We start from the raw sequence: 26,683 nt of genomic DNA, 5'->3' as shown, positions 1-26,683 counted from the left end.
CTACGTCGTCTTCGTTCATTCTGGTCAGATGACGTCGTCAAGGGCGGCATCCTCGTAGACGAGCTGTTCGAGTTTGTCGAGCGTGGCTGTCGGATTCTCGCGCTGCCAGATGTTGCGACCGACGGTTAGCCCCCGGCCGCCGGCGCGCATGAACGTGTGCACGTCGCGGAGAAACGCCTCCTCGCTCACCGACGCGCCGCCGCTCATCAGGACGGGAAGTTCGCCGGCGACGTGGACGGCCCACTCGACGGCTTCCCTGGTACCGGGGTGTTTGATCTTCGCCATGTCGGCCCCGAGTTCGAGTCCGACGCGCGCCGCGTAGGCGACGGTGTCGGGAGCGTCGTGGTCGTTGACTCCCTGTCCTCGCGGGTACGACCAGAGAACGACCGGGAGATCGGCCTCACGCGCCGCGTCACGCGCCCTGCTGAACTCCTTGAACATGTCCGCCTCGCGGTTCGATCCCGTGTAGACGGTGTACCCGATGGCGGCGGCGCCCAGCGCCGCCGCGTTCTCGACCGTCCAGATCGGCGGCGAGTACCGGTCACCCATCACCATCCCTGTCTTTCCGTTCAGCTTCGCGACCAGCGTCACGTCGTCCTCGTAAGAGGGGTAATACGTCTCGGCCACTCCCTTCTGGACCGCCAACCCCGTCACCGCGTCGTGGGTGGCGACGTCGAACACGGTCGACGGGTCCGCTCGCTCGGGCAGCGACTCGAACACGCTCGGCCCGCGTTCGAGGCCGTGATCCATCGCGATGAGTATCGATCGTCCGTTTCGGGAGAGTGGCGTCTCGGCTACTGAGCGCATCTGATGTCCGCTGCTTCCGGTGGCACCGTGATATCAGTTTTGGATGCGACAGCCCCTCGAACGTCGGTCACCGCATCGCCGCAGCAGGTGTCGCTACGACATTCACCCCGATTCTGCGCGTGCGGCCGGTCGACCGCACCCGGATCCGACCGACCACTCCCTCGGGACAACAGTTTAGTCACCGGGGGGAGACGCATCTGCACGACTAATCATTCATGGGTATCGATACTGAAACTCGGGAATACCTCGACGCCTGTCGGCAGGGGTTACCGCGGTCGCTCGACGATCGAAAGGTCGCGTTCGGCTTCGACGGCGTCGTCGATCGCGTCCGGACTGCAATCGCGACGCGATTCGGTCCCGACGACTACGAACGGATGGCAACGCTCGAGGAGTTCGGCAGACGGATCGTCGACGCCGGCGCACTCGACACCTCTTGTAGCATCGAATGGTTCAGCGAGCGGAAGCGAGCGGGAGGCCACACGGCGCACCTCGGTCGGGCGATGGAGCGTCTCGGTCACCGACCGACCATCGTCGGGACGTACGGGTCGCCACCGCGCGAGACGTTCACGCGCGAGTACGACCGCACGCGCCTGGTCTCGATCGGCGAAGCCCCGATCACCGACGCGATCGAGTTCGACGACGGAAAGGTGCTGTTGAGCGAGACTCGCCAGCTCGCAAAACTCGACTGGGAAGTAATTAGCTCGACCGTCGGAATAAACTCACTCGCTGCGTCCGTCGACCGAACGGAACTGCTCGGCCTCGGCTACTGGGCGACCATCCCTCAGATGCCCACCATCTGGGACGGTATGCGCGAAGAGCTCTGGCCGCGCCTCCGAGACCCGCCCCGCCGAATTCTCGTCGACCCAGCGGACGTCAGACGACTTTCGACGGAAACACTGACGGAGGGTCTCACGTCGCTGCGCGCGCTTGACGAGGTCGTCCCGGTGACCGTGAGCGCGAACCGGGCCGAAGCGCTCCGTTTCGCGGACCTCGGTGCCTCCGACGCGAACGAGGGAAAGCTCGACGATGTCGCCGCCACGCTGTGCACAGATCTCGGCGTCTCTGAAGTTGTGATCCACGCATTGACCGAGGCAGCGATGGCGAACGACGACGGGCGCTGGCGCGTTTCTATCCCCCACGAGCCGACGCCGGCGATCACCACGAGCGCCGGCGACCATTTCAACGCCGGCCTTCTCGTCGGGAAGCTCGCTGACGTCGAGGGAGGTGCACAGCTCGCCGCCGGAAGCGCCGTCGCCGGCTGGTTCGTTCGGAACGGCGGTCCCCCGACGTACGACGAACTTCGGACGTTCCTCGGCGGCTACGAGGACCTGTTCACCGACCAATGAACGGAAACTCAAAAGTCGGGCGCTTCATGGTGTTTACACGGTCAGAAGGGTTGGATCGGTCGACGAGAGTGATCAAGCGTGAATAAGGGGAGTTCCAGCGCGATGTCAGACAATTATCTATTCGGCGTCGTCGGCTACGGTTGGCTCGGCGGCGTACTCGCCGGACAGATCCGAGACCACGAGCGGGCGAAGGTTGTCTGCGTCGCGGACGTCTCCGCGGAGGCGCGGCGGCGCGCCGGTGCGGAGCTCGATTTGCCGGCACGGTCGCTGTACGAGGAGTACGATGACCTGCTGGCGACCGAGGAACTCGATGCCGTTGTCGTCGCCACTCCGCACGTGTTCCACCACGAACAGGTCGCGGCTGCACTCGATGCCGAGCTCGACGTGCTGTGCGAGAAACCGCTCTGCGTCGAACCGAGAAACGCGAAGGAGATCGTCGATCGGGTCGAGACGAGCGACCGAACGGTAATGCTCGGCTACCAGCGCCACCTCAGCGGCGCCTATCGGACGGCTCGTCGGCGCATCGCGGAGTCGACGGGCGACATCGTTTACGTCGACGCCGAGATCACCCAGCCGTACATGGATCTGTTTGGCGGCACGTGGCGGACCGATCCCGAACTCAGCGGCGGGAGCGTCACGTACGACACCGGCAACCATCTGATCGACGGCCTCCTCTGGACAACCGGACTGACTCCCGTCAGCGTCTCCGCGGAGATGGCGTTCGAAGACGGCGACCGCCGGGTCGAGTCCGACGCGGCGCTGAGCGTCGCGTTCGAGGGCGGAGTGACCGGAACCGTCGCCGTGTCGGGACGAACTCCGCGGTTCACCGAGCGTATTCGCGTCTGGACAGAGGATGAGGAAATTCGGTTCAACGAGGACGAGGTAGTAACGCTCGATGAAGACGGGAACGAGTGGCGCCCGCGCGTCGATCGCGGAGACGACCCGACCAAAGTCGAGGCGTTCGTCGACGCAATCGAATCCGGCGACGAGCCGCCGGCGACCGCCCGTGACTCGTTTCGCTCAGTCGCGCTGACCGCAGCAGCGTACGAGGCGGCGCGCACTGGTCGACGGGTCGATGTCGACCTCGATCCGTCGTAATCGCCGCTACTTTCGATTGCAGACGCTAGAACCACGCCGTTTACCGTGGGTAGGTGTCACCGAAACGGTTCGAGAAACGCGATGCCGCGGTCGAGCGAATCGATCGGATCGTCCGGTTCGTCGTGCTCGTAGATGAACCACTCGACGCCCTCCGCGCGCGCGGCATCGATGCAGGCCGCGAGGTCGACGTCACCCGTCCCAATCTCGACCGACGCTTTTCGCGCCACGTTCACATCCTTGACGTGGAGGAGGGACAGCCGGTCTCCGAGGGTGTGAATCCGTTCGACGGGATCGGCGCCCCCGGCGGCTACCCAGCCGACGTCCAGCTCAACGCCGATTCGCCCGTCAAGTGAGTCGAGCAGGAGATCGAAGGGAGTTGCTCCGTCGAGTGAACGGAACTCCCAGTGGTGATTGTGGTAGAGAAGTTCGATCTCCCGCCCTGCGGCGCGGTCGGCGAGCCCACTCAGGCGAGCGGCCGTTTCGCGGACGTTGTCCCGGGAGCTGAGATGCTCCTCGCCTATCGACACGGCGAGCGTCTTACACCCTATCGCGTCGTACAGATCGATCGTCCGCTCGAGTTCAGTCGGAAGCCCCGACAGTTCGGTGAACGGCCCGAGGTGCGCTCCGGGGACAGCAAGTGCCGTTCGGTCGAGGGTCTCGACGATTTCTTCCTCGTTCGCGTCCGGGAGGCGGTGGAGGAACTCCGCCCCGTCGTAACCAGCTTCAGCGGCGCGTTCGAGTACGGTAGGGAGGGGGGCATCCAGGTCCCTGAGCGTGAACAGATTAATGCCGATTCGCATGACGGGGGTACTCAGGTCGTGGTTAAGAATCTATCTTGCGCCGTCGCTCTCAGTCCGTGCGTGGGATTCGTGTGGTCGCGCCATCGTTACGAGTACTGCATGTTCAGCTCGATGACGTTGGCGGTGCTCAGAACGGCCTCGGGGAGATCCCGCTTGTAGCGCTCTCCACGAGTGCGGCTGAGGGGCGCGGCCACGCTGACGGCGCCGACGGCTCGGTCGTCCATATCCCTGATCGGTGCGGCGACACAACGGAGGCCGCGGTGCCACTCTTCGTCGTCGTAGGCGTACCCTCGCTCACGTATCTCGTCGAGCACCTCGACGAGGTAGTTTCGCTCGGTGATCGTGTTTCGGGTCTTGCCCTCGAGGCCGTGCCGGTCGAGGATCTCCTCGACGCGTTCGTGTGGGGTGAACGCGAGGATTGCTTTTCCCGCCGCCGTCTGACTGAGCAGAACTCGTTTGCCCGTGTGGAAACTCGTTCTCACCGCGCTTTCGCTCTCCTCTCTCGCGACGTAGACTCCCCTTCCGTGCTCTTCGACCATTAGACTCGCGATCTCCCCCGTTTCCTCGGCGAGTTTCCGCAATTCCGATTCGGCCGACCCGAGCAACTCGACTCTGTCCCGGACGAACTCGCCGAAGTCGAGAAAGCGGAGACCGATGCGGTACTCGTCGCCGTCAGCGACGATGAACTCGGCCTTCATCAGTGTTTGGAGGTGGTAGTGAATCGTGCTTTTCGGCAGATCAAGGTGCGCGGCGAGTTCGGTGACTCTGGCACCCTCGAGGTGTTTGAGCGCCTCTGCGACACGAAGCGTCGTGATCGACGCCTGGATCACAGTCGTTTCATCCTTCATGTTTGAGGAGAGGATTGTTAGCGTTTAACTAAATAGTTGTTCATTTCTGATGAACAGAGAACATATACTCAAATGAATGTTGGGCCACGGAAAACGCCTCAGTACCTCGTGCTCCTCCACAAAAGTGGATATAGATGTGACAGTTCGGCGTTCAATGGTGCCGAACAACTCTGTGCTGAAACAACAATACTGGCTTTGTAACACTCAACGTATCCCACGGCATTTCGTACCGACGTACAGTCTTTTCGACTCGTTTGTAACCGTTATAACCGTTATCGACTAACAGATGGATCGACCGCTACTCGTTCTGCTCGGATGAACATCCTTGAAGCCAGATGTGGCAGTGGTAGTCGATTCCACGGGCGCGGATTGATATCTCGGCGAGTGAACCCGGAGATACCACCTCAGTCTGCACCGGAGGCAGTTTTGTCCCCGTCCAAGAGGTACGACCGGATGGTCGCATCGAGATCCGCCCGTCGGAGAGCGATGTAAATGCCGAACCCAACCGGCAGTCCGATCAAAAGCGAAACGCTCAGGAAGGGGAGACTCACCGCGGCGCCCACGAGGACGCTGAAGATGGCTGTGACAGAGTACCCGTTGACGAACCAGAAGTTCGACTCCCGATCCGTCCGATAGAGAGCGGCGATATCGGTGTCTCGGTCCCGGATGATCCAGTAGTCAGCGAGAAGTACGCCAAGTGCAGGGCCCAGAAAGGCCGCGTAGGTGTTGATGAAGGTATAGAAGATATCACTCGTGAATAGCACCCACGGAAACGAGATGACGGAGAGGGCGCTAGTGAGAACGACGCCCTGTTTCCAACTCAGTCCGAGAGAATCCTGAAACACGTGCGTCGGGGGGAGAATGTTCAACGTCAGATTGGTCGAGATCTGGGCACCGAGAACGAAAAGGAGCATCAGACTACCCATGAGCGGGTTCGGGGCGACGATCATGATCGCGTCGACCGGATTCGGATTTCCGGTTGATACGCCGAACACGAGTCCGACGACCAACATGAACAACATCGGCGGCGCGATGCCGAGGAGATGACCGAGCACCTGATTTCGACTGCTACCCGGGTTCTTCAGATGCCGACTGAGATCGGAGGCATTTAGCGCGCCCGTCACGACAAATCCGACGGTTGCGGTGATGGTGGCGAAAAACTGCATCCCCCACGATCCGGGATAGTTGATCACGTCCGCCGGGATCGTCTGCGTGGTCAGGACCGTGTATATCGTGTACCCGAGCAGAATCGCGAGGACGCCGGCGGCCAGGGAATCGAACCACTTTATCGAGGTCACCCCGTTCAGGGCTAACAGAAGATTAAGGAGGAGGAACAGTACGAAGTACACCCAGACGTTCCCGAATCCCCAAAGCGTACTGGTGATGCTCTCAAGGGCGAGGGCTCCGATCCAGTTTCCGATTCCGAGCCATCCAATGGCCGGGATGATCCGCAGATAGTTGGGGATGACGGAGCCTTTGGTTCCGAACGCCGACCGTGTTTGAACCACGAACGGAATCCCCTTTTCATATCCGGGAAAACCATTCGCGATGAATCCGGCAGTCACGATCAGAGAACCGATTCCGATCGCGATTCCTGCTTGGAGGAGGTTGAGGTTCCCGTGTGGATACACCGCGAAGAACGCGACGGCGAACGCCTGGACGATGATGAGAGACGACCACCACACCGGAATGTAGTGGACGAGCCCCATCGTCCGATCGTCCTTTGAGATCGGTTCTAAACCTTCGAGATTGGTGCGATCACTCATTCCTCTGTCCTCCGTGACATGGGACAACAATCAACATATATCGGCTCTTGCTTAATTCTTTTGGATGGTTGGATAAATACGTTGGAAACTCGGTTAAGAGGGAGGGGTGCCGAAAAAACGAGTCCAACGAAGAGTGGTCGTCGGAGTACTCGATAGTATACCTCGCATCGCCGACGCACGAGGGGTTCTGGCTGCTGATCGGCAGGGTCGAAGGCCACCTCGGTATCTCATGTCGAACCAGATGGCAGTTCTACAATATACATTCGCTCTCATTGTACTTCGAATATGATTTCAACGGAAGAAAGTTTTTTAGTATTTTCTTCACAAGTAGTGGATTATGCTGGTCGAGGTAGACAGAGAACGGTTCGTCGACACGATGAAAGAGCAAGCGGAAATCGGGGGCACGGATGGTGGCGGCCTACACCGACTTGCCCTCTCTGACGAAGACAAGCAGATCCGTGACTGGTTCGCGACCCAGATGAAGAACGAAGGGCTCGAGATCACCGTAGACGAGTTCGGCAACATGTTCGGGTACAGGGAGGGAACCGATCCCGACGCCGGCACCGTCCTCGTAGGCTCGCACTTGGATTCCCAACCCTACGGCGGGATCTACGATGGTGCGATGGGCGTCGTCGCGGCGCTCGAACTGGTCCGAACGCTAAACGACGAGAGTATCGAGACGGAACGTCCGATCGAGATCGTCAACTGGACGAACGAGGAGGGCTCTCGGTTTCAGCCTGCCATGCAGGGGTCCGGCGTGTGGGCAGGCGAACACGACATCGAAAAGGAGTACGCTAAGACGGACGCGAGCGGGGACGTCTTCGAGGAGGAGCTCGAGCGGATCGACTACAAGGGCGAGACGCCTGCGGAACCGCAAAGAGAGTACGACTCGTATCTCGAACTCCACGTCGAACAGGGCCCGTACCTGGAGGAGAACGACGCAGACGTGGGTATCGTCACGGGTATCGTGGGGTTCACGTGGGGGGCGATCACCTTCCACGGCGAAGCCGACCACTCCGGTCCGACCCCGATGCACTACCGGAGTGACGCACTCGTGGCAGCCGCCGACGTCATCACCCAGATCCGACGGATTCCGAGCACCCTGGGTGAACGCACAGTCGGAACTACCGGCTATATCGATTCTCAGCCCAATTCTATCAACACCATCCCTGAACAGGTGACGTTTACTTGGGGCTTTCGTGATCCTGACGCCGACGTGATCGAGGAGGCGCGGGCCCAAGTCCTCGCAGAGGCAGAGTGGGCCGCCGAGCGCGAGGGGGTCGACTGGGACTACGAAGACCGTATGTGGGTCGATCCCGTTCACTTCGCGGATAGATGCGTTGACGCCGTAGCGCGCGCTGCGGAGCAGCTCAGCTACGATGGTATGCGGATCTTCAGTGGTGCCGGTCACGACGCAACGCACACGCACAAGGTGATGGACACCGGGATGGTGTTCTCCGTCTCGGAGAACGGAAAGAGTCACACAGAGGATGAGTACACGAGCTGGTCGGACTGCTACGCTGCGGCGAATACGCTTGCGAACGCAGCCTTCAAACTCACAACGGAGTGATAACTCGTGAACGCCAATTTCGACCGTGAGTTCACGCGCGCCGGTATCTGGAACTGGGAGAGATCGCACGTCGAAGACGAGGTGAGATCCGCCCAGTACGCGGAAGAGACGGGTCTCGACTCGGTGTGGCAGGGCGAGTCTCGACTGGTCCGGGACGCCATGACCCTGATGGGCGCGTACACGCAGGTGACCGACGAGATAGATATCGCCCCGGGCGTTACGAACTGTTACACGCGAAACGTGGCGCTGATGGCCCAGACGTTCTCGACGCTCCACGAGCTTTCGGGAGGGCGGATGAAACTCGGTATCGGCGCGTGGTGGGATCCGCTGGCTTCGAAAGTCGGTATTGATCGTGAGCGGCCACTTCGACGGATGTGGGAGTACTGCACCGTGACTAAGCGCCTGCTCGACCTCGAGAACGTTACCTATGAGGGTGACACGCTCCGTGTCGAGGACATCGAACTGGATCTCGTCCGCTCCAACGCCGAACCGCGTGACGTACCAATATACGTCGGTGCGACCGGCGAGACGATGCACAAACTCACTGGCGAACTCGTTGGAAACGGTATCGCCGGGGGGATATTCATGAACTATCTTATCCCTCCCGAGCACAACCTCAAAGGACTGGAGAAACTGAAAGAGGGAGTCGAGAAGCAGGACGGATCTTTGGAAGACGTCGACCGGCCACAGCTCATCGCAGTATCGATGGACGAGGATGTCGACTATGCCATCGACCAAGCGCGCAACCTCGCCACGCAGTATATCGGCCAGCAACCGCACATCACGAAGGCGTGCGGCATCGACGACGAACGGGCCGAGAAGGTCAAGGCGGAGCTGGGCGGTTGGCCGGCCACCGCCGCCGACATCAAACGGGCTTCCGAGTACGTCAGCGACGACGTCGTCACTAATATCGTCGCAGCGGGGACCCGCGATGACGTGATCGAACGCATCCGGGATTACTGTGCGGCCGGCTGTACCGAACCGGTGGTCTATCCACTGACGGACAACATGGAGGACGTCATCGACGCGCTGGCCGAGGCCAAAGCCGAGACGTAGCCGTCGACTCATCTTCGAACGTCCTCCAGCAGAACTCCCTCGTAGTGGAATACATGTTAGACTTCCCATCATATGGTGAACTTTTTACTTAATCGGGGTTCTCCGTAGAATCGTGCTAATCGATACCATCATCGTGAATGGGACGATAGTGACGGAGACAAACATCTTCGAGGCCGACCTTGCCATCGACGACGGGAAGATAGTCGGCGTCGGCACGCCATCGTCAATGCCCGACGCCGAAGAGCGCATTGACGCGTCGGGACTCCTGGTTATGCCCGGCGTCATCGACCCGCACGTCCACATCGACGACATGTTCTCCATCGATACGCACGAGACGGCCTCGGCGGCGGCGGCGCTCGGGGGCGTAACCTCGTACATCGACTTCGCGTGGCAAGCGTGGGAAGGCGACCTTTCGATCTTCTCGGAGGAAGGGACGCTGATGGAAGGGATCGAACGTAAACGAAACAAGGCCGAGGACGCTCACGTCGATTACAGCTTCCACGGGGCCATCACCCGGGAGGATCCCGCGGTCCTGGACGAGCTTTCTGACGCGATCAAGGCGGGCGTCCCCTCGTTCAAGATGTTCACAGCCTACGAACACGGGCTTTCGAACGGGTTTATGCACCAGGTGATGGAGGAGATAGCCGAACTCGACGCAGTCGGCGTCTACCACACGGAAGACTCTTCGATCACCGACATGCTCACCGAGCGATTCAAGCGGGAGGGCCGAGGTGATCCGACGGACTACCCACAGTCTCGCCCGGACTACGCCGAGGCGATGGCGGCCGACGACGCCATTCGGATGGCTCAGCAGACGGGGGCGAAGTACTACGGCATCCACACGTCGTGCCGGAAGGCGGCGGCAGTGATAAAGCGCTTCCGCGAGGACGGATCGAAGATCCGCGCCGAGACGTGTACCCACTATACGACGCTTACGGACGAAGTGTTCGAGGAACTCGGGAACCTCCCCATGATAGCGCCACCTATTCGGACCCAGGACGATATTGAGGCGATGTTCACGCATCTGTCGGACGGCACGCTCGACGTTGTGTCGACGGATCACTGCGGCTACAAGCGCGAGTCGAAGGAGGTAGAAAACTGGTGGGACTCCACGTTCGGCGCGAACGCGCTACAGGTGTCGTTGCCGGTGTTCCACGACGAGGCGGTGAACGAACGAGGGTTCTCGTATCCCTTCCTCGTCCGCGTCATGAGTCGAAATCCGGCGCACATCTTCGGCATGCCGAACAAGGGCACTCTCGACCCCGGTACCGACGCCGACATCGTCCTGTTCGACCCCGATGAGAGGTACACCATCACCGCCGAAGACAACGCGTCGAACGCCGACTTCTCAATCTACGAGGGGCGGGAAGTCACTGGCCGGGTGAGGAAGACGTTCGTCCGCGGTCAACTCGTCGCCGACGAGGGGGAGATCGTCACCGACCCGGGTTACGGCGAGTATATCCACCGGGAACGTCCCGATTGGAGCGCCTAGCGTTCGACGAGAGCGGAGATCCGCCGGGTGGAAGGGTCATCCGCGCTCAACTTCAATTCGAAAAACGGACGTTACTCGAAGGGCAACGCTATACCGTTACTGCGCCCTTCGGACGGATCGCTTGCCTCCCGTGTCCGCGAACAGTACGCCGATCCTCGTATCGTCGAGTTTGATGAGTACGCGTCGTAGATCATGATTCCATTGGACTGAACGTGCGACAGAGAGTCTCGTCATGAACGAATGAGGGATGTGGTGGATGATTCGGATCATTTTCCGGAATTACGTAACACTGAAAATCTCTTAATCGTCTAAGCGTACGATAATGCCCGCTCTCTAGCTCGAACAATCCGTAGCCGATTTACAGTTAGTGGTCCGACGATAGTGAACAAGGAACACGGTGCGATCACGGTCGTAATCCTCCGAGAACACGGCTATTCGGTTTCAGCCACTTTCTCACGAGACGCTCGATCAGGCTCATAACTCGTAGACTGCGGTCGGTTGGTCGCGAACGGCAGTTCGCGACGACTGAACGTCTCTTCCCTACTGAGGAGAACTGATGACAACTATACGGTTGTAAGGCGCCGTTCGATATCGATGTACATCCTCGTGGCAGACCGCATCTGCGTGTTAGAGGCTCACAAAGCCCTCGGCTCGGACGGCTTCGAGTCACGTGACCCGGGTCCTCGCTGATGGCGTATTCGTCGGAACGAAGCGGCAACGTGCGGTTTGACGCCTAGTTTCACCGGCTTTACGGGGTCCTTCCACGGGAAAAGGCACGTTCGACGTGGACAAACGTTCGAGGCGGCTCAGAGCTCGAATCGCGCAGGGGTTGACACACGGATGGCTACTCTCGGGCTTCGAGGCGCCGCAACCGTAACCGACCACTCCGAGAACAACGCCGCTCTCCTCCTAGATCTCCGCGGCACCTATCTTTTTACTTCCCTCAGGTCGTTTTCGACTGTGACAGAGAACCCCACACGCCTGTCCGCTGCAGGTATCGCGAGGCGAATCAGAGACGGCGAGCGCTCCCCCGTCGAGGTCGTCGAGGCGCATCTCGATCGCATCCACGAACGCAACGATGGGACGAACGCCTTCGTCACCATCACCGACGAGCTCGCCCACGAAATGGCCAGGGATGCCGAACGGGCCGTGCGAGACGGTGAACCGCTCGGGCCGCTCCACGGCGTTCCCGTCGCTATCAAGGATCTCGATGACGTCGAGGGAGTCCGTACCACGTCGGGGTCGGTGCTCTTCGAAGATCGCGTCGCCGAGTCCGACTCGCCGTTTGTTTCGCGTTTGAAAGACGCCGGTGCGATCGTGGTCGGCAAGACCAACACGCCGGAGTTCGGCCTGGGGACGACCACGAACAACAGGATCGTCGGGCCGACGGGGACGCCGTTCGATCCCGAGCGCGTCGCCGGCGGGTCCTCGGGCGGCGCGGCCGCCGCGCTCGGGGACTCGCTGGTCCCTCTCGCGCCGGGCTCCGACGCGGGCGGATCGATTCGCATTCCGGCCAGTCTCTGTGGCGTCTACGGGCTCAAGCCGACGTACGGGCTGGTACCGAACGTCGGGCGACCCGACGCCTTTGCGAGTCACACGCCGTTTTCGCACGTCGGGCCGATGGCTCGAACCGTCGAGGACGCGGCTATTTCGCTGGACGTGATGGCGGGTGTCCACCCGCGGGATCCGTTTTCCGTCCCCGCTCAGAGAGACTACCGCGCCGCCGTCGATCGCCCCATCGACGGCGTGAAGATAGCCTACAGCCCCGACATGGGCACGTATCCCATCGAACCCGCAGTACGGGAGGTGCTCGACGAGGCCGTCACGGCGTTCGAGCGAGCCGGTGCGACTGTCGATGAGGTGGGTCCCGAACTCAGCCACGAGCGACAGGAGATACTGGACGCCTTCTACACGATGGCCACCGTCCGCTGGCAGGCGCTGTTCGACAACCTCGAAGGGCAGGGCTTCGACCCCCGCGGCGAGGACCGCGACCGCTTGCGGCCCTACCTGGTCGATCTCATCATCGACGCCGAGGAGCCGACCACGCGGGAGTTGAATCGCGCCGACGTAGTCCGGACGCACGTCTTCGACGGCCTGCAGGACCTCCTCGAAGAGTACGACTTACTGGTAACGGCGACGCTGGGAACCGCGGCGTTCCCCCACGGTGAAGAACCGCAGGAGATAGACGGCGTCGACGTCGAACCCCTCCGCGGGTGGGTGCTCACGCAGCCGTACAACTTCACCGGCCACCCCGCCGCATCGATCCCCGCCGGATTCGTCGACGGTCTCCCGATCGGGATGCAGATCGCGGGCCGACGCCACGCCGACGATGACGTTCTCGCGGCGAGCGCCGCCTTCGAGCGGCAGCGTCCCTGGCACGACCGGTACCCCGAGTGAGGGGGCGACCCGCGGACGCGGCGGGAGAGACGAGCCGTCCGGAGCGCGGAAGGCGGTCGGAAGTCCGGCTCGCTGGAAGCGGTTCGGTGGACGCCACGCCGTCGGACGAGGGACGCAAGGACCGCGTCACCGAACCGGAACGTCGTCTCGGCGTCCACGTCGTCCGATCACTGTCAGTTGTCTTCGCCGACCGACCGAATCGGAAGGTCGATCCCCGTCGGATGGGCGCGCTCGTGGTAGACGGTGTTGGTCGCGACGTTCCAGTCGCGGTCGGCGTACAGCGGCCCTCCCGTGTTCGGGTTCACGTCGTAGCGCGGGTAGTTCGACGACGAGATGTCGAGGCGAATCCGGTGACCGGGCTTGAACACGTTCGCGGTAGGGTACGGCTCCACGGGGAACTCGTACACCTCTTCGGGCTCGACGAAGTCCGGGTCGCGGCGGTAGCCCCGGTACCGGGCTCGACAGATGGAGTCGCAGAGGTTGAGCGCGACTCCGTCGGGAAAGTCCTCGCTGGGCGGGTACTCGTCGATCAGTTTCGCGGTGAAATCAGTGTCCGGCGCGTCGGTGGATCCGTACACGGTGACGCGAATCGGTCCGGCGATCTCGACCGCTTCCGTCAGCGGAGCCGTGCGGAATACGAGCACGTCGTCGCGCTCTTCGAGGGGTCGATAGGGCGGAGCGGCGCCGACCGTCCACTCGCGCGTTCGCTGGTCGTACCCTCCCTGCCCCGTGATGCTGTGGAACGGCCGATTCTCGAGCGGATACGCTTCGATGGTTTCGTCGCGCCGCTCGGGCGTGATGTACGACGAACAGTTCCCGCCGACCGTCGGCACCGGGTCGCGAGGATCGAACCGGTAGCTCGTACTCGACGCCTCGTCCCCCGGTCTTTCGCGGCGCAGCGTCCCGTCCGCGTGGGCGTAGTACGTCGTGGTCTCCGCGTCCGGGAGCGGCCACTCGTCGGCGCTGTACCAGGCCCCGCCGTGGAACAGTCGGTCGCCGGCGACCCGCGAGCCGTCGCCGGTACCCATCCCGAAGTATTCGACCGGCGACTGGTCGCTCCACGTTTCCTCGCCTTTGAGGTAGTGATCGAAAAATCGGAGCCGGAGTTCCAGGTACGCTCTGGGACCCGATTCGCCGAACGAAACCTCGCCGGCGTACGGTTTCGACCACGCGTCGACGCCGCCGTGTATCCACGCGCCCATGACGAGGTACTGCTCGCTCTCTTTCATCTCCGACAGCGCGGCGAAGTTGTCGCAGGTCGCTTTCGCGTACGAGTCGTACCACGACCCCGCGTACACGGTCGGAACGTCGGCCATCTCCTCGTAATGAGCCTCGAAGTTGACGGCGGGCGATTCCCACAGTTCGTCGTCGCCGTCGGCGGTCGCGTAGTCGAAGAGCCACTCCTCGTAGCCGGGGACGTGCCGGAGCGGCGACTGCCCCGGGAAAACGGGTCCTTCCGCCAGTAGTTCGTCCGTCCGGACGTTTGCGAGCCGACGCTGCACGTCGGGATCCTCCAGGGCCCGCTGGGCGAAGCCGCCGCCGATCGTGAGCGCCCAGCACAGCCACCGCAACTCGAACGCGCCGTTTTGCCGCAGGGTCGCCTTCCACCCGTTAGCGGCCCCCTGATTGACGAACATCGCCTCAAGGTGGGGGGGATCGAGGCTCGCCAGGGCGTTCTGTACCCACGCGCTGTAGGAGGTTCCCATCGTTCCCACCTGCCTGTCGCAGTAGGGCTGGTCCGCCAGCCACTCCACCGTGTCGTACCCGTCTTCGGCCTCGTTGGCCAGGAGATAGAACTCGCCCTCGCTCGCGTACCGACCGCGGCAGTCCTGAAGCGCGACGACGTATCCCCGCCGTGCGTACCAGTGGCCGTGGCGTTCGATGCGCTTTCGATCGCGCTTGTCGTACGGCGTCCGAAGGAGGAGAGCGGGTCGCGGTTCGTCGATCGGTTCGCCGCTGTCGCGCGACGCGGGCCGATACACGTCCGTGGCGAGCCGCGTCCCGTCGCGCATCTCGACCATCCGGTCGAGCGCGACCGCAGTCGCGTATTTGGGCTGAGAAACCATACCCTACGCTCCGGATGAGATAGCAAAAAAGTACGCATAGAAGCCACGAAGGTAGAGAGGAGTTCAGGGAGTTCGTCTCTACGGTCCCGTCGGCAGTACCGGGTAATCCGGCTTTCGGTCGTTCACTAGTACTTTTCAGGCATTTTGAAATGAGCTTGACGTCGATCGATCTGAAGCCTATTAGTTACGATCTGTTCTAACTATCACGAGAATTTTTATACTATTTCCGCATACCCTCGTGCATGTCAGTACTTGGCATGCCGACCGAGATGTTCCTGATCTTCACGGCGACGCTGCTCGCGGGGAGTCTCGGGGCGATCCACTACGTGACCGTGCACGTGATCATGGGAAAGCCGGTCGACGAGTACATCCGGGAAGAACCGCCTACGGGCGAACTGACGCGTACAGGTGAGGAGCCGACCGCGGGAGGCGAGTGACGATGGCCGAGGTCAATCCGTTCTACCTCGGCGTCTTCGTCCTCTACCTGCTGATCATCCTCGCCATCGGCGCGTGGGGGTACGTGCGGACCGAGGACGTCGACGACTTCTGGGTGTACGGAAAGAAGCTCGGTCCGTGGTTAGCGACGTGGTCGTACGTCGCCAACTTCGTCAGCGCGGTCAGCGTGATCGGCTTCGTCGGGGCGGTGTACGGCGGCGGCTACTCGATTCTGACCGGGATCATCCTCGGACTGATGCTCGGCGTCAGCGGGCTGTACTTCGTCGTCCACAAGGTCCGGGAGCTCAATCACATCACGTTTCCGGATATCATCGCGGAACTGACCGGCTACGAGGCCGCGAGACCGATCGCCGGCACCGTTCTGTTCGCGAACGCCTGGGTGTATCTGATCATGCAACTGGTGGGCGCGGGGCTGCTGGTCACGGTCGTCACCGGCGTCCCCTACGAGTACATGATCTGGGTGATCGGGGGCGTGTTCATCCTCTACACCGTCCTGGGCGGGCTCGTCAGCGTTGCCTGGACCGACCTCATCCAGGGGACGCTGATGGTCGCAATGGTCCTCCTCGCGCTGGTGGTCATGACATTCGACCTCGGCGGCATCGCCACGATCAACCAGGAGTTCGCCGCAATCGAGCCGAGTCACGTCCGGCCCCTCGGCGGCGGGACGTACACGGTCATCGGCGTCCTCGGTTCGCTCGTCGCGTTCTTCGGGACGATTTTCACCTCGCAGGCCACGGTCGTCCGGATCAACGCGACGAAGGACATCCGCACCGCGAAGCTCCACCTCGCGGCCGCTGGCGTCATCCTCTCGGTGTTCTACGTGGCGCTGATCCTGCTCGGCGGGGCGACCACCGTCGCGCTGGAGAGCGCCGGACTGGGCGTCGATAACGTCGACCGGGCGTTCCCCGTACTGATCACGGAGTACGTCCCGACCGAGGTCGGCGTCGTCATCATCCTCGCGATCCTCAGCGGCATCCTCTCGACGACCGACACCCGCCTCCACGCCGTCGGCGTCACGGCGGCGCGGGACGTCTACGACTACTTCGCCGACGATCCCAGCGACCGACAGCTGTTGAAGGTCTCGCGGGCCTCGACGATCTTCTTCGGCCTCGCCGCGACGGCCATCGCGGTCGATCCGCCGGGAACGATCATCGAGCTGTACGAGTGGCGCGCGATTCTTTTGACCAGCGCGTTCCTCGTGCCGGTCTACGTCGCGCTGTACGCCCGCGGGATACCCGGGAAGGCCGTGTTGCTGTCGATCGTGTCGGGGACCGCGCTCGGCGTCGGGTGGGACTTCCTCGGCGGCCCGGTGGGCATCCCCGCCACGTTCATGGGAGTCGGCGCCGCCATCGTCACGCTCGGAATCGGCTACGCCCTCTGGAAAGGGGAGGCCGAACCCACCGTCGCGGTCGGCGGCTGACGACGCCCACGCCGCGCGCTCGCGGGTGGCACCGTCACCGCAGTGGGCGATCCTCACGCAGTCGGCGCGCTCGCACGTCGTCAAAGGCGGAAACGTGGTGGCCCGCGAGGGCGCGGTCGTCGACGACTCCTGGGTGACCTAGTCGAGATCGCCCGAGAGGACGGTCCGGGCCGCACCGACGAGCGCATCGAGGCCGTCCCGCGCGGCCGAGAGGTCGACGTGCTCGTCGTACGTGTGGGCCTGCGTGATGTCGCCCGGCCCCCAGGTAATGGCCTCAATGCCGGCGTCGTTCACGAAGTTTCGCACGTCCGTCGAGGCGGTGACGCCCCACGGTTCCGTCGGCGCGTCCGCGACTTCGGCGGCGTGGCGTCGGAACACCTCCGCCAGGGGACTGTCCGTGTCGATCGCCGCCGACTCGTACGTCCGGGTCCGTTCCCACGACGCCTCGACGCCGTGTTCCTCGGCGACCTCGGCGAGCAGTTCGTCGATCTCTGAGTCGATGTCTGCGACGGTTTCGTCGGGGAGGAAGCGCCGGTCGACGGTGACGGTTGCACGCTCGGGCACGACGTTCTCCTTCGTCCCCGCCTCGAACATCGTGACGGTGGCGTACGCTCGCCCGACGAGATCGTGCTCGCGGGCTCGGATCTCCTCGTCGTAGGTCTCGAGCGCGTCGAGTACCGGTCGCGCGCGCTGGATAGCGTTCTCGCCCTGATCGGGGCGGCTCGCGTGCGACGGGTCGCCCCGGACGGTGATCTCGTACCAGGCGAGCCCCTTCTCGCTCGTCGCCGTTCGCATCCCCGTCGGTTCGAGCACGACCCCGTAATCGCCGTCGTAACCGCGCTCTAACAGGGTCTTCGTCCCCGGCTCCGCCGTCTCCTCGCCGATGGCGGCGTGGAACACGATCGAACCCGGAAGCTCGCCCGATCTGATCTCCTCGGCGAGCAGTGCCGTCGCGAGCATCCCCACCGCGACCCCGGTTTTCATGTCCACGCTCCCGCGACCGTAGAGGCTGCCGTCCTCGACGGCGGCGCCGTACGGATCGTGCGTCCAGTGGTCGCGGTCGCCCGCCGGGACGACGTCGATGTGGCCGTTCAGAACGAGCGCCGGGTCGCCTTCGCCGACGCGGACGCCGACCTGCGGTCGGTCCGGGTAGGGTTCGTCTACGAGCGACGCGTCGATTCCGCGCTCGGCGAACCACTCGACGATGAACTCCGAGCACCTCCGTTCGTTGCCCGGCGGATTCTCGCTCTCGATGCTCACCAGGTCGGCGATGAGCGCCTCTAGTTCGTCAACGTTGGCTGTGGCCGACATGGACTCCCGTATCGGGCCGCCTGTGAAAAATCATATTGGTGACCCGCTTACACGATCCGAGAAAACCAGCGTACTTTCGGATATCGTTCGAACATCGAGAAACGTGATGGCGAATTTACGAACCGTCCGTAAGAAAGCAGGAACCGGCGCACTCCCGCCCTGGCCGTGAAGCGTTCAAGCACCGGGAAGATCGGGCGAGTCCCCCTCCGAGATCGCGATGGCGACGTTCTTCGTCTGGAGGTACGTGTCGAGCGCTTCGAGGCCCTTCTCGCGCCCGACGCCGCTGTGTTTGTACCCTCCGAACGGGGTCTGCACCGTGTCGCCGAACCACTTGTTCACGTAGACGTTCCCGGCCTCTAACCGCCGCGCCAAGCGGTGCGCTCGCACGATATCACGGGTGAAGACTCCAGCGGTCAGCCCATAATCGGTCTCGTTGGCGCCTCAGCCTCGTCACCGAAGGCGATGACCGAAAGCACGGGGCCGAAGATCTCCTCCCGAGCGATCCGCATGTCGTTTTGCACGCCCGTGAAAACCGTCGGTTCGACAAAGTACCCCGGCCGGTCGAGCGCTGACCCGCCGGTGTGGAGCGTCGCGCCTTCGGCCTGCCCGTCCGCGACGTACTCCAACACGCGATCACGGTGCTCGCGCGAGGCCAGCGGACCGAGATCGGGATCATCCCACCCGGGGCCTATTTCGTAGCCCTCGGCGATCCCAACGACCCGGTCGACCAGCTCGTCGTGAACAGCCTCGTGGACGAGGAGGCGATCTACGGCCGAACAGACCTGCCCGGCGTTGGTAAAGATCCCCGCCGCGATGGCGTCCGCCGCCGTATCGAGATCAGCGTCCGGGAAGACGAGCGCCGGATTCTTTCCGCCGAGTTCGAGCGTCACGGGCGTGACCGTCTCCGCCGCCCGTTTCATGATCCGTCGGCCGGTCGGGACGCTTCCGGTAAAGGTGATCGTGTCCACGCCGGGGTGAGAGACGAGCGCTTCCCCCGTGGGATCGCCGGGGCCGGTGACGACGTTGACGACGCCGTCCGGAAGACCCGCCTCCGAGCAGAGTTCTGCGAGGCGGAGGGTCGTAAGCGACGTCTGCGGCGCGGGCTTGACGACCACCGCATTGCCGGCGACGAGCGCCGGAGCGACGCCGCGCGCGAACAGATTCCCGGGGAAGTTCCACGGCGTGATTTGCGCGCTCACCCCATACGGTTCGCGAACGGTGAAATCCACTTGCTGCGGCCCGATCGGGACGCTCCGCCCCTCGAGCTTGTCCGCCGCGCCCGCAAAGTACTCAAAGTACCGGCGGGCCCCGTCCACGTCGCTTCGGGCCTGTGAGAGCGGCTTCCCCTGATCTTTGCTCTCGATGGCCGCGAGTTCGGCGGCGCGTTCCGCCACGAGCTCGCCGACGCGGTGAACGAGGCGCCCGCGTTCGCCGGGATCCGTGTCGCGCCACGACTCGAAGGCGGCGCGGGCCGCGGCCACCGCGCGATCGACGTCGTCGTCGGTTCCGACCGCAACCTCCGCGAAGGGCTCGCCGGACGCGGGATCGTACGTCGGCGAGTAGTCGCCGCCGGACGGCCCCGTCCGCTCGCCGCCGATGTGGAGGTCGTAGCGTTGCTCGAAAGCGATGGTCGGCCGGGTCATACGGGGAGAGGGACTGCGGGGACGATAGTTCTTTGGCACCGGGTCGGTCGGCAGCGGCCGTGCGGACCGCCGTTCGGAGCTGTGGACCGATTCCGAACGGAGACGAAGGGGCGCGGCGACGAACCGAAGTTTGATACCAGTACCCACGGTTGAGAACGTATGAGTCTCTCCGGAAAGTCGGTGATCGTGACCGGCGCGGGGTCCGGTATGGGCTGTGCCGTTTCCCGGCGATTCGCGACGCGTGGAGCCGCGGTCGCCTGCGTGGACGTGGACGCGGACGCGGCGGAGGCGACTGCGACCGAAATCGAGCGCGAAGGCGGCGTGGCGCTCGCAGTCGAGGCAGACGTGTCGCGCGCCGACGAAGTCGAGGCGATGGTCGACCGGACCGTCGAGGCGTTCGGCGGGCTCGACGTGCTCCACAACAACGCGGGCGTTCCGCAGCGAGCGACGCCCGTCGAGGAGGTCGCGGTGGACGAGTGGGACCGGATTCTCGACGTTAACCTCAAGAGCGCGTTTCTCGGCGTTAAGTACGCCGTTCCTCACCTGCGCGAGGGGGGCGGCGCGATCCTCAACACCGCTTCGACCGCGGCGATTCGGCCGCGAACCGGGCTTTCGGCGTACGTCGCGTCGAAAGGCGGAATGGTCGCGCTGACGAAGCAGTTAGCCTACGAGCTCGCGCCGGACGTTCGCGTGAACGCTATCTGCCCGGTGGCGACGGACACGCCGATGCTGGCAGACTTCGCCGGTGAGGACCTCAGCGTCGAGGGAATGCGGGAGACGATCCCGCTCGGCCGCCTCGCCGTGCCTGGAGATATCGCGGCCGCGGCGGTCTTTCTAGCCAGTGACGACGCAGCGATGATAACGGGGACGGCGCTGGAGGTCGACGGAGGGAGAGATATCTGATGACCGCCCGGCAGGACGTGTACGATGCCGTCGACGCTAGACGCGACGAGGTCGTCACCTTCCTCTCCGAGTTCCTCCGAATCGAAACCGAGAACCCGCCGGGCCGAAACTACCGCGAAGGAGCGGCGTTTCTCGGCAATGCGCTCGCAGAGCGGGGCTACGACGTGGAGTACGTCGAAGTGCCCGAGGCGGTCGTGGAGCGTCACTACCCCGATCGAACCGCCTACGAGCGGGTCAACGTCCTCGGGCGCAAATCGTTCGGAGACGGGCCGAACGTCCACTTCACTGGTCATTACGACGTCGTTCCCGCGGGTGCGGACTGGACGCGGGATCCGTTCGCCGCCCAGCTAGAGAGCGGGCGTCTCTACGGCCGTGGTGCGAGCGACATGAAATCCGGCATCGCCGCCAGCCTTCTCGCGATCGACGCGCTCGAAGCGGCCGGGATCGAGTTCGGCGGCTCGATCACGCAGAGCATGACCGTCGACGAGGAAACGGGGGGATTCACCGGCCTCGGGTATCTCGTCCGGGAGGGCCATCTCGACGATACGGACTACTGTGTCTACACCGAGTGTTTCGACTCCTCGCGGGTTTGTCTGGGTCACCGGGGCGTTCTGAAGTTCCGCGTCGTCGCCCACGGGCGGAAAGCCCACGGGTGCATGGCTCAGGACGGAACGAACGCCATCTCGGCGATGAGCGACTTCCTCACTCGGGTCGAGGAGCACCGGGAGGAACTCCACCGCCGGACGACCGACCTTCCGGTCATTCCCGAGGGGTCCCGGCGGGCGGACATTTCGGCGACGATGGTGGACGCGGGCTACTCCGAGAACGTCGTCCCCGACCGCTGTACGGCGACCTTCTACCGCGTCCTCGTTCCCGACGAATCGGTCGCGGACGCCCGCAACGAGATCAGAGAGCGGATCGCCGAAACGGAGGCGAACGTCGGCGCATCGCTCGACTACGAGGAGATCATGTTCGCCGAGCCGACCAGCGTCCCCCGAGACTGCGAGGTGAGCCAGACCTACGCGCGGAACGTCGCGGCGTTTCACGGGGAGGCGGAGTTCGTGATCTCGCCGGGCTCCGACGACCAGCGATTCGTCGTCAACGACGCCGGCGTCGAGGAGTGCATCGTGTACGGACCCGGCCTTCTCGACCAGGCCCACGTCGCGGACGAGTACGTCCCCGTCGAGGAAGTGCTCACCGCGGCGAAGGTCATGGCGGTCTCGACGGCGGAACTCGTCGGAGATCTAACGAGGTGACATCCTCCCACGACTGAAGTCGTGGGCTTTCTCCTTGAATCTCTGTAACCCCGACTTGAAGCTGCTCAGAATACCTTCGTCACCCGCCGAATTTTCCGACCGTTTCTGACCTGTACGACGAGGCCTGCGGCGGGTCTAACTTTCACTCGTGCGTATCCCGTGACGACGAGCTGTTGATCACTCGTTCCACCGTCGGGACGCCGTAGATCGGACGAGATCCCACGGAGGGACGGAATCTCAGGCGTCCGGCCACCGTTCGATGTAGATCGTTTTGTCGGTGTAAAAGTGGATCATGTCTTCGCCCTGCGCGTGGAGGTCGCCGAAGAACGACGCTTTGCGGCCACCGAAGTGGAAGAACGCCATCGGACCGACCGTCCCCACGTTGACGCCGAGATTGCCGGCTTCGGCCTCGTGTTTGAACGCGTTTGCATCGACGCCGCTCGTGGTGAACAGGCTCGCAGCGTTTCCGAATTTGCTGTTGTTGAGGCGTTCGATCGCGGAGTCGAGATCGGCCACCGGCGAGAGTCCGAGGACCGGCCCGAAGATCTCTTCTCGAGAGATGACCATGTCCTCGGTCACGTCGCCGAAGACCGTCGGTCCGAGGAAATTTCCGCCTTCGTGGCCCGCAACGGTCACGTCACGCCCGTCTCGGAGGAGCGTCGCTCCCTCTTCGATCCCGGTTTGAATGTAGTTGCGAACGCGCTGTTCGTGCTCGCGGCTGATGAGAGCGCCGATATCGGTGTCCTCGTCGAGGCCGTTTCCGACGGTCTGGTCCTCGGCGATCGTAACGACGAGATCGGCAAATTCGCCGTACACGGATTCCTCGACGAGGACGACGTCGTTCGCCAAGCACCGCTCACCCGCGCACGCGCAGGCCGAGCTCACGGTTTTCTCCGCGGCGAACTCGAGGTCGGCGCTTTCCGTTACGATAATGTGATTCTTCGCGCCGCCCTGCGCCTGGACGCGCTTCCCGTTCGCAGCCGCCTTCTCGTAGATGAGTTCTGCGACCGGGGTGCTCCCGACGAACGAGATCCCCGCGACGTCATCGTGTTCGATGAGGGCGTTGACCGTGTCGACGCCGCCGTTGATCAGGTTGATCACGCCGTCCGGGAACCCGGCTTCGTCGATCAGCTCGAACAACCGCTGTGCGGTGAGCGGATCCTGCTCGCTCGGTTTGAGGACGAACGAATTCCCGGTCGCAACCGCGTACGGAAGGAACCAGAGGGGGATCATCCCCGGGAAGTTGAACGGGGTGATCGCAGCGAAGACGCCGAGCGGCTTTCGGACCGCCGTTTCGTCGATCGCGGGCGCCGCGTTGGGTAGATGCCCCGCCTGCATCGTCGTCGGAATGCCGCACGCGACTTCGACGTTCTCGATTCCCCGACGAAGTTCACCGCGGGCCTCTTTGAGGGTCTTCCCGTGATCCTGCACGAGAGTGCGCGCGATCTCGTCCTGCCGTTCTTCGAGCAGTTGCTTGAATCTGAACAGGGGCTGGATCCGTTCTTCGACCGGGCGCCGCGACCAGTCTTCGAACGCGTCCCGTGCCGTCGCGACGACCTCGTCGACTTCCTCGCGCGATGTGAACGGAACGGTACTCAGGTGGGCGCCCGTCGCGGGGTTGATAATATCGAGCCCCTCCTCGGCGGGCGTCCGCCAACCGCCGTTTACGTAATTCCTGGCCGGTTCGTGCTCGGACTGGGTCTCTGTCGATCCCATGGGTGGGTATCTACATCACCGTACAATAAACTTTAGGTCGCGGTTCAAGTATCTCTCGATGAGTTCGAACACTCTCCTCTTAGTAAGCCGTTGGCGTAAATTTTGTATCAAGAATTCGCTCGTAGACCAAAGATTAATCACGAAAGAGGGAGCATCTGGGAGCGTATGTCTAGCAAGAAGGAGACCGCTATCGAACAGGACGACAATCTCAACGAAATCGAGAGTCTGGACCGCGAATTCGTGTTCGGCACGTGGTCGTACCAGAGCGAGGTAAGCCCGACACAGATCGTCCGCGCTGAAGGCGTTCGTTTCACGGATGCGGCCGGAAACGAGTGCATCGACCTCTCAGGGCAGCTCATGTGCTCGAACCTGGGACATTCGGCTGAGGCGGTCGCGGAGGCGATCGCCTCACAGGCGCGCGAGGGGGCGTATTTTGCGCCGGGGTTTACCACCGAAGCGCGGGCCCGCCTCGGAGAAAAACTCGCGGAAGTCACCCCCGGAAATCTCTCCAAGACTTTTTTTTCGACCAGCGGGACGGAAGCGGTCGAGGCCGCGATCAAGATCGCCCGCTTCTACACGGGAAAACAGAAGATTGTGTCCAGGTACCGGTCCTATCACGGTGCGACCTACGGGTCCATCAGCGCCACGGGAGATCCCCGTCGGTTGATGGCCGAACCGGGTATTCCTGGGATGATCAAAGCCCCGGATCCGTACGCGTACGGTTCGACGCTAGAGCCGATGCAGAGCCTCGACTACATCGAGGAGATGCTGATGCTCGAAGGAGACACCGTCGCGGCTATCCTCGTCGAACCGATCGTCGGATCGAACGGGATTCTCGTTCCGCCGGACGAGTACCTGCCGCGATTAAAGGAACTCGCGCACGAACACGGCGCTTTGTTGATCTGCGACGAAGTTATGTCCGGATTCGGTCGGACGGGGGAGTGGTTCGGCTGTGACGTGTTCGACGTCACGCCCGATATCGTGACGATGGCGAAGGGTCTCACCGGCGCTTACGCGCCGCTAGGTGCGACGATCGTGACGGACGAGATCGCCGCCCACTTCGAGGACGAAATGTTCTGCCACGGCCACACCTACTCGGGACACCCCGTCGCGGTCGCCGCGGGCCTCGCTGCAATCGAAGCGTATCAGGAGGACGACCTGATCGACCACGCCCGCGAAGTCGGCTCGTACCTCGGCGAGCGGTTAGTCGAACTCGAAACGGACCACCCGAGCGTCGGTGATACCCGGGGCGTCGGGCTGTTCCGCGGTATCGAACTCACGAAGAGAAAAGACGAGCGGGAGCCGTTCGGTCGTCGGGAACACAAGATCTCGAAAGGATCGACGACTGTCGACGAGGTCGCTGCGGAGGCCTACGAGCAGGGTGCGTACGTCGCCAACATGATCAACACGCTCATCATCGCGCCTCCGTTGACGATTACGGAAGCGGAGATCGACGAGGCGGTCGACGCCCTCGACGCTGCACTCGACGTATCTGATGCGGCAATGGACGCGTGACTTCGCCCGCATTCTATCCGCCCACCGCTCTCGCGGTCAGTTTCTGGGGAAAGGGCAATACCGCCCTCGTTTCGGGCGAGACGCTACAACGATCCCGACGGTACGTCGAATCCCCGTTCCGGTGCTCTCGGTTAACGCGACAGGGATCTCCGGTCCGCAGAGAACGCGAACTCGGAAAATGTCTCCAACACCCGTGCTGCCGACGAACTCGTTCGAATATCGGTCGAGCTGTTTGGCAGTAGATTAAATAATGTTCGAAGACAACGGAGTCGTGATGAGCTCTTCGGAATCTAGAGACGTCAGCTTCGACGAAAAAGACCTCCAGTTGCTCGAGTACGTCGAGAACGACTTCGACAAGAGTCTCGAAGAACTGGCGGACGAACTCGGCCTCTCGAAGTCGGCTATCCACTACCGATTGAAAAAGCACCGCGAGCGCGGTGTGATCAAGGCCGTGACCGCGACGCTCGATCCGCTCGCGTTCGGGCTCAATATGATGGTGATCACGAACGTATCGGTCACCCACGAAAGCGGATACGCCGAGGACATCGGTGAGCGCCTCTCCGCGGTAAAGGGGGTCGAACAGGTCTATTACACGATGGGCGATATCGATTTCGTGGTGATCTCTCGCGTCCAGAACCGCGAGCAGATGAACGACCTCATCGACGAGATCGTGAGCATCGACGGGGTCAACGAGACCTCGTCGCAGTTCGTCATGAAAGAGCTGAAAACGGACCCGAAGGTCATCTCGAACATGTCCGAGGAGATGCGGACCAACGTCGGCAGTCAGGCCGACTGATCAATCTCTTTCCTTCCTCGCGTTCACGCGCCGCTCAACGCGGGATCAAGTCTGTTACAACTGAGTGAAAGGATGGAGCTGGCCACACTCCTCTAATCTTTGATCGATTCAGCAAATTTTAATAGTGTGTGAATGTCTATCGCATACATCGCCGTATGAGAACAAAATACACGTTACGTACAGAAATGGGGGAGATGATTGAACTGAGATCGGATTCTCCAGCATATATTCCAAGAAGGGGTGACGGCAGATGAGCGTGTTCGGACTCCCGCTCGGAACGTTTCTCGCGCTCTTCTTCTGGATACCTTTCTGGTGGCTGATCGCGGGACTCAGCCTGTACCGGATGAACAAACACGACCGGGAGAAACGGCGCGCAGGGACCGCATCCAGGCGTCGCCGATCGATCGCGCGGGAGGATTGA

At 62.7% G+C, this 26,683-nt stretch carries 20 protein-coding genes and 1 pseudogene; 13 read left to right on the top strand and 8 right to left on the bottom strand.

The features are described from left to right. Positions 1-24 precede the first annotated feature (24 nt). The gene (locus tag CNO20_RS08865; protein WP_101295797.1) at positions 25-807 is read right to left on the bottom strand and encodes a class I fructose-bisphosphate aldolase; all 783 of its coding nucleotides are present in this window, start codon (positions 805-807) and stop codon (positions 25-27) included. A gap of 215 nt (positions 808-1,022) precedes the next feature. Here CNO20_RS08865 and CNO20_RS08860 point away from each other — a divergent pair, with 215 nt between their 5' ends. Together CNO20_RS08860 and CNO20_RS08855 are read left to right on the top strand one after the other, a co-directional pair. After that, positions 1,023-2,153: a carbohydrate kinase family protein gene (locus tag CNO20_RS08860; protein WP_101295796.1), complete on the top strand. Its 1,131-nt coding sequence runs from the start codon at positions 1,023-1,025 to the stop codon at positions 2,151-2,153. 102 nt (positions 2,154-2,255) lie between these two features. Continuing rightward, entirely contained in the window at positions 2,256-3,251 is a 996-nt protein-coding gene (locus tag CNO20_RS08855) for a Gfo/Idh/MocA family protein (RefSeq protein ID WP_101295795.1), read from the top strand. A gap of 56 nt (positions 3,252-3,307) precedes the next feature. Here the strand turns inward: CNO20_RS08855 and CNO20_RS08850 are convergent, their stop codons facing one another. The 3 genes from CNO20_RS08850 to CNO20_RS08840 all read right to left on the bottom strand — a co-directional run bounded on the left by CNO20_RS08850 (position 3,308) and on the right by CNO20_RS08840 (position 6,665). Next, positions 3,308-4,051, bottom strand: coding sequence for a sugar phosphate isomerase/epimerase family protein (locus CNO20_RS08850; RefSeq protein ID WP_101295794.1), 744 nt, complete (start codon positions 4,049-4,051; stop codon positions 3,308-3,310). An 86-nt stretch (positions 4,052-4,137) separates the two neighbouring features. Further along, a complete protein-coding gene (locus CNO20_RS08845) occupies positions 4,138-4,899 on the bottom strand; it encodes an IclR family transcriptional regulator (protein WP_101295793.1) in 762 nt (253 codons plus the stop codon). A 404-nt stretch (positions 4,900-5,303) separates the two neighbouring features. Then, on the bottom strand, positions 5,304-6,665 hold the full coding sequence (locus CNO20_RS08840; protein WP_101295792.1) for a cytosine permease: 1,362 nt from the start codon (positions 6,663-6,665) through the stop codon (positions 5,304-5,306). Positions 6,666-7,002: 337 nt separating this feature from the next. Here CNO20_RS08840 and CNO20_RS08835 point away from each other — a divergent pair, with 337 nt between their 5' ends. The 4 genes from CNO20_RS08835 to CNO20_RS08820 all read left to right on the top strand — a co-directional run bounded on the left by CNO20_RS08835 (position 7,003) and on the right by CNO20_RS08820 (position 13,180). Further along, entirely contained in the window at positions 7,003-8,235 is a 1,233-nt protein-coding gene (locus CNO20_RS08835; RefSeq protein ID WP_101295791.1) for a Zn-dependent hydrolase, read from the top strand. Between the two features lie 6 nt (positions 8,236-8,241). Then, positions 8,242-9,291 carry an LLM class flavin-dependent oxidoreductase gene (locus CNO20_RS08830; protein ID WP_101295790.1) on the top strand — a complete coding sequence of 350 codons (1,050 nt, stop codon included), beginning with the start codon at positions 8,242-8,244 and terminating at the stop codon, positions 9,289-9,291. 112 nt (positions 9,292-9,403) lie between these two features. Continuing rightward, on the top strand, positions 9,404-10,783 hold the full coding sequence (locus CNO20_RS08825) for a dihydroorotase (RefSeq protein WP_101295789.1): 1,380 nt from the start codon (positions 9,404-9,406) through the stop codon (positions 10,781-10,783). A gap of 960 nt (positions 10,784-11,743) precedes the next feature. After that, positions 11,744-13,180: an amidase gene (locus CNO20_RS08820; RefSeq protein WP_101295788.1), complete on the top strand. Its 1,437-nt coding sequence runs from the start codon at positions 11,744-11,746 to the stop codon at positions 13,178-13,180. A 173-nt stretch (positions 13,181-13,353) separates the two neighbouring features. On the opposite strand, the gene CNO20_RS08815 is transcribed toward CNO20_RS08820, so the two are convergent. After that, a complete protein-coding gene (locus CNO20_RS08815) occupies positions 13,354-15,246 on the bottom strand; it encodes a CocE/NonD family hydrolase (protein ID WP_101295787.1) in 1,893 nt (630 codons plus the stop codon). Between the two features lie 242 nt (positions 15,247-15,488). Here CNO20_RS08815 and CNO20_RS08810 point away from each other — a divergent pair, with 242 nt between their 5' ends. Together CNO20_RS08810 and CNO20_RS08805 are read left to right on the top strand one after the other, a co-directional pair. Beyond that, the gene (locus CNO20_RS08810; RefSeq protein WP_101295786.1) at positions 15,489-15,683 is read left to right on the top strand and encodes a hypothetical protein; all 195 of its coding nucleotides are present in this window, start codon (positions 15,489-15,491) and stop codon (positions 15,681-15,683) included. A 2-nt stretch (positions 15,684-15,685) separates the two neighbouring features. Continuing rightward, positions 15,686-17,122, top strand: a complete 1,437-nt coding sequence (locus CNO20_RS08805) for a sodium:solute symporter family protein (RefSeq protein ID WP_101295785.1) — start codon at positions 15,686-15,688, stop codon at positions 17,120-17,122. Positions 17,123-17,260: 138 nt separating this feature from the next. Here CNO20_RS08805 and CNO20_RS08800 read toward each other — a convergent pair whose 3' ends face one another. Together CNO20_RS08800 and CNO20_RS08795 are read right to left on the bottom strand one after the other, a co-directional pair. Further along, positions 17,261-18,433 (bottom strand): M20 family metallopeptidase, encoded by a 1,173-nt coding sequence (locus CNO20_RS08800; RefSeq protein ID WP_101295784.1) that lies wholly within the window; start codon positions 18,431-18,433, stop codon positions 17,261-17,263. Positions 18,434-18,607: 174 nt separating this feature from the next. Further along, a pseudogene (locus CNO20_RS08795) lies at positions 18,608-20,076 on the bottom strand (aldehyde dehydrogenase family protein). 159 nt (positions 20,077-20,235) lie between these two features. Here CNO20_RS08795 and CNO20_RS08790 point away from each other — a divergent pair. Together CNO20_RS08790 and CNO20_RS08785 are read left to right on the top strand one after the other, a co-directional pair. After that, the gene (locus tag CNO20_RS08790; RefSeq protein WP_101295783.1) at positions 20,236-20,979 is read left to right on the top strand and encodes an SDR family oxidoreductase; all 744 of its coding nucleotides are present in this window, start codon (positions 20,236-20,238) and stop codon (positions 20,977-20,979) included. After that, positions 20,979-22,235 carry an ArgE/DapE family deacylase gene (locus CNO20_RS08785; protein WP_101295782.1) on the top strand — a complete coding sequence of 419 codons (1,257 nt, stop codon included), beginning with the start codon at positions 20,979-20,981 and terminating at the stop codon, positions 22,233-22,235. Before CNO20_RS08790 ends, CNO20_RS08785 begins: the two co-directional genes overlap by 1 nt. Positions 22,236-22,472: 237 nt before the next feature. Here the strand turns inward: CNO20_RS08785 and CNO20_RS08780 are convergent, their stop codons facing one another. Continuing rightward, positions 22,473-23,951 (bottom strand): CoA-acylating methylmalonate-semialdehyde dehydrogenase, encoded by a 1,479-nt coding sequence (locus CNO20_RS08780; RefSeq protein ID WP_101295781.1) that lies wholly within the window; start codon positions 23,949-23,951, stop codon positions 22,473-22,475. Between the two features lie 165 nt (positions 23,952-24,116). Between CNO20_RS08780 and CNO20_RS08775 the strand changes: the two genes are divergently transcribed. The 3 genes from CNO20_RS08775 to CNO20_RS23280 all read left to right on the top strand — a co-directional run bounded on the left by CNO20_RS08775 (position 24,117) and on the right by CNO20_RS23280 (position 26,683). Then, the gene (locus tag CNO20_RS08775; RefSeq protein ID WP_101295780.1) at positions 24,117-25,466 is read left to right on the top strand and encodes an aminotransferase family protein; all 1,350 of its coding nucleotides are present in this window, start codon (positions 24,117-24,119) and stop codon (positions 25,464-25,466) included. A gap of 274 nt (positions 25,467-25,740) precedes the next feature. Further along, positions 25,741-26,262 (top strand): Lrp/AsnC family transcriptional regulator, encoded by a 522-nt coding sequence (locus CNO20_RS08770; protein ID WP_101296181.1) that lies wholly within the window; start codon positions 25,741-25,743, stop codon positions 26,260-26,262. A 250-nt stretch (positions 26,263-26,512) separates the two neighbouring features. Continuing rightward, entirely contained in the window at positions 26,513-26,683 is a 171-nt protein-coding gene (locus tag CNO20_RS23280; RefSeq protein WP_199174776.1) for a hypothetical protein, read from the top strand.

It is taken from the genome of Halegenticoccus soli (assembly GCF_002844195.1).
GTDB lineage: Archaea > Halobacteriota > Halobacteria > Halobacteriales > Haloferacaceae > Halegenticoccus > Halegenticoccus soli.
This window is presented reverse-complemented; position numbering and strand designations above follow the sequence as displayed.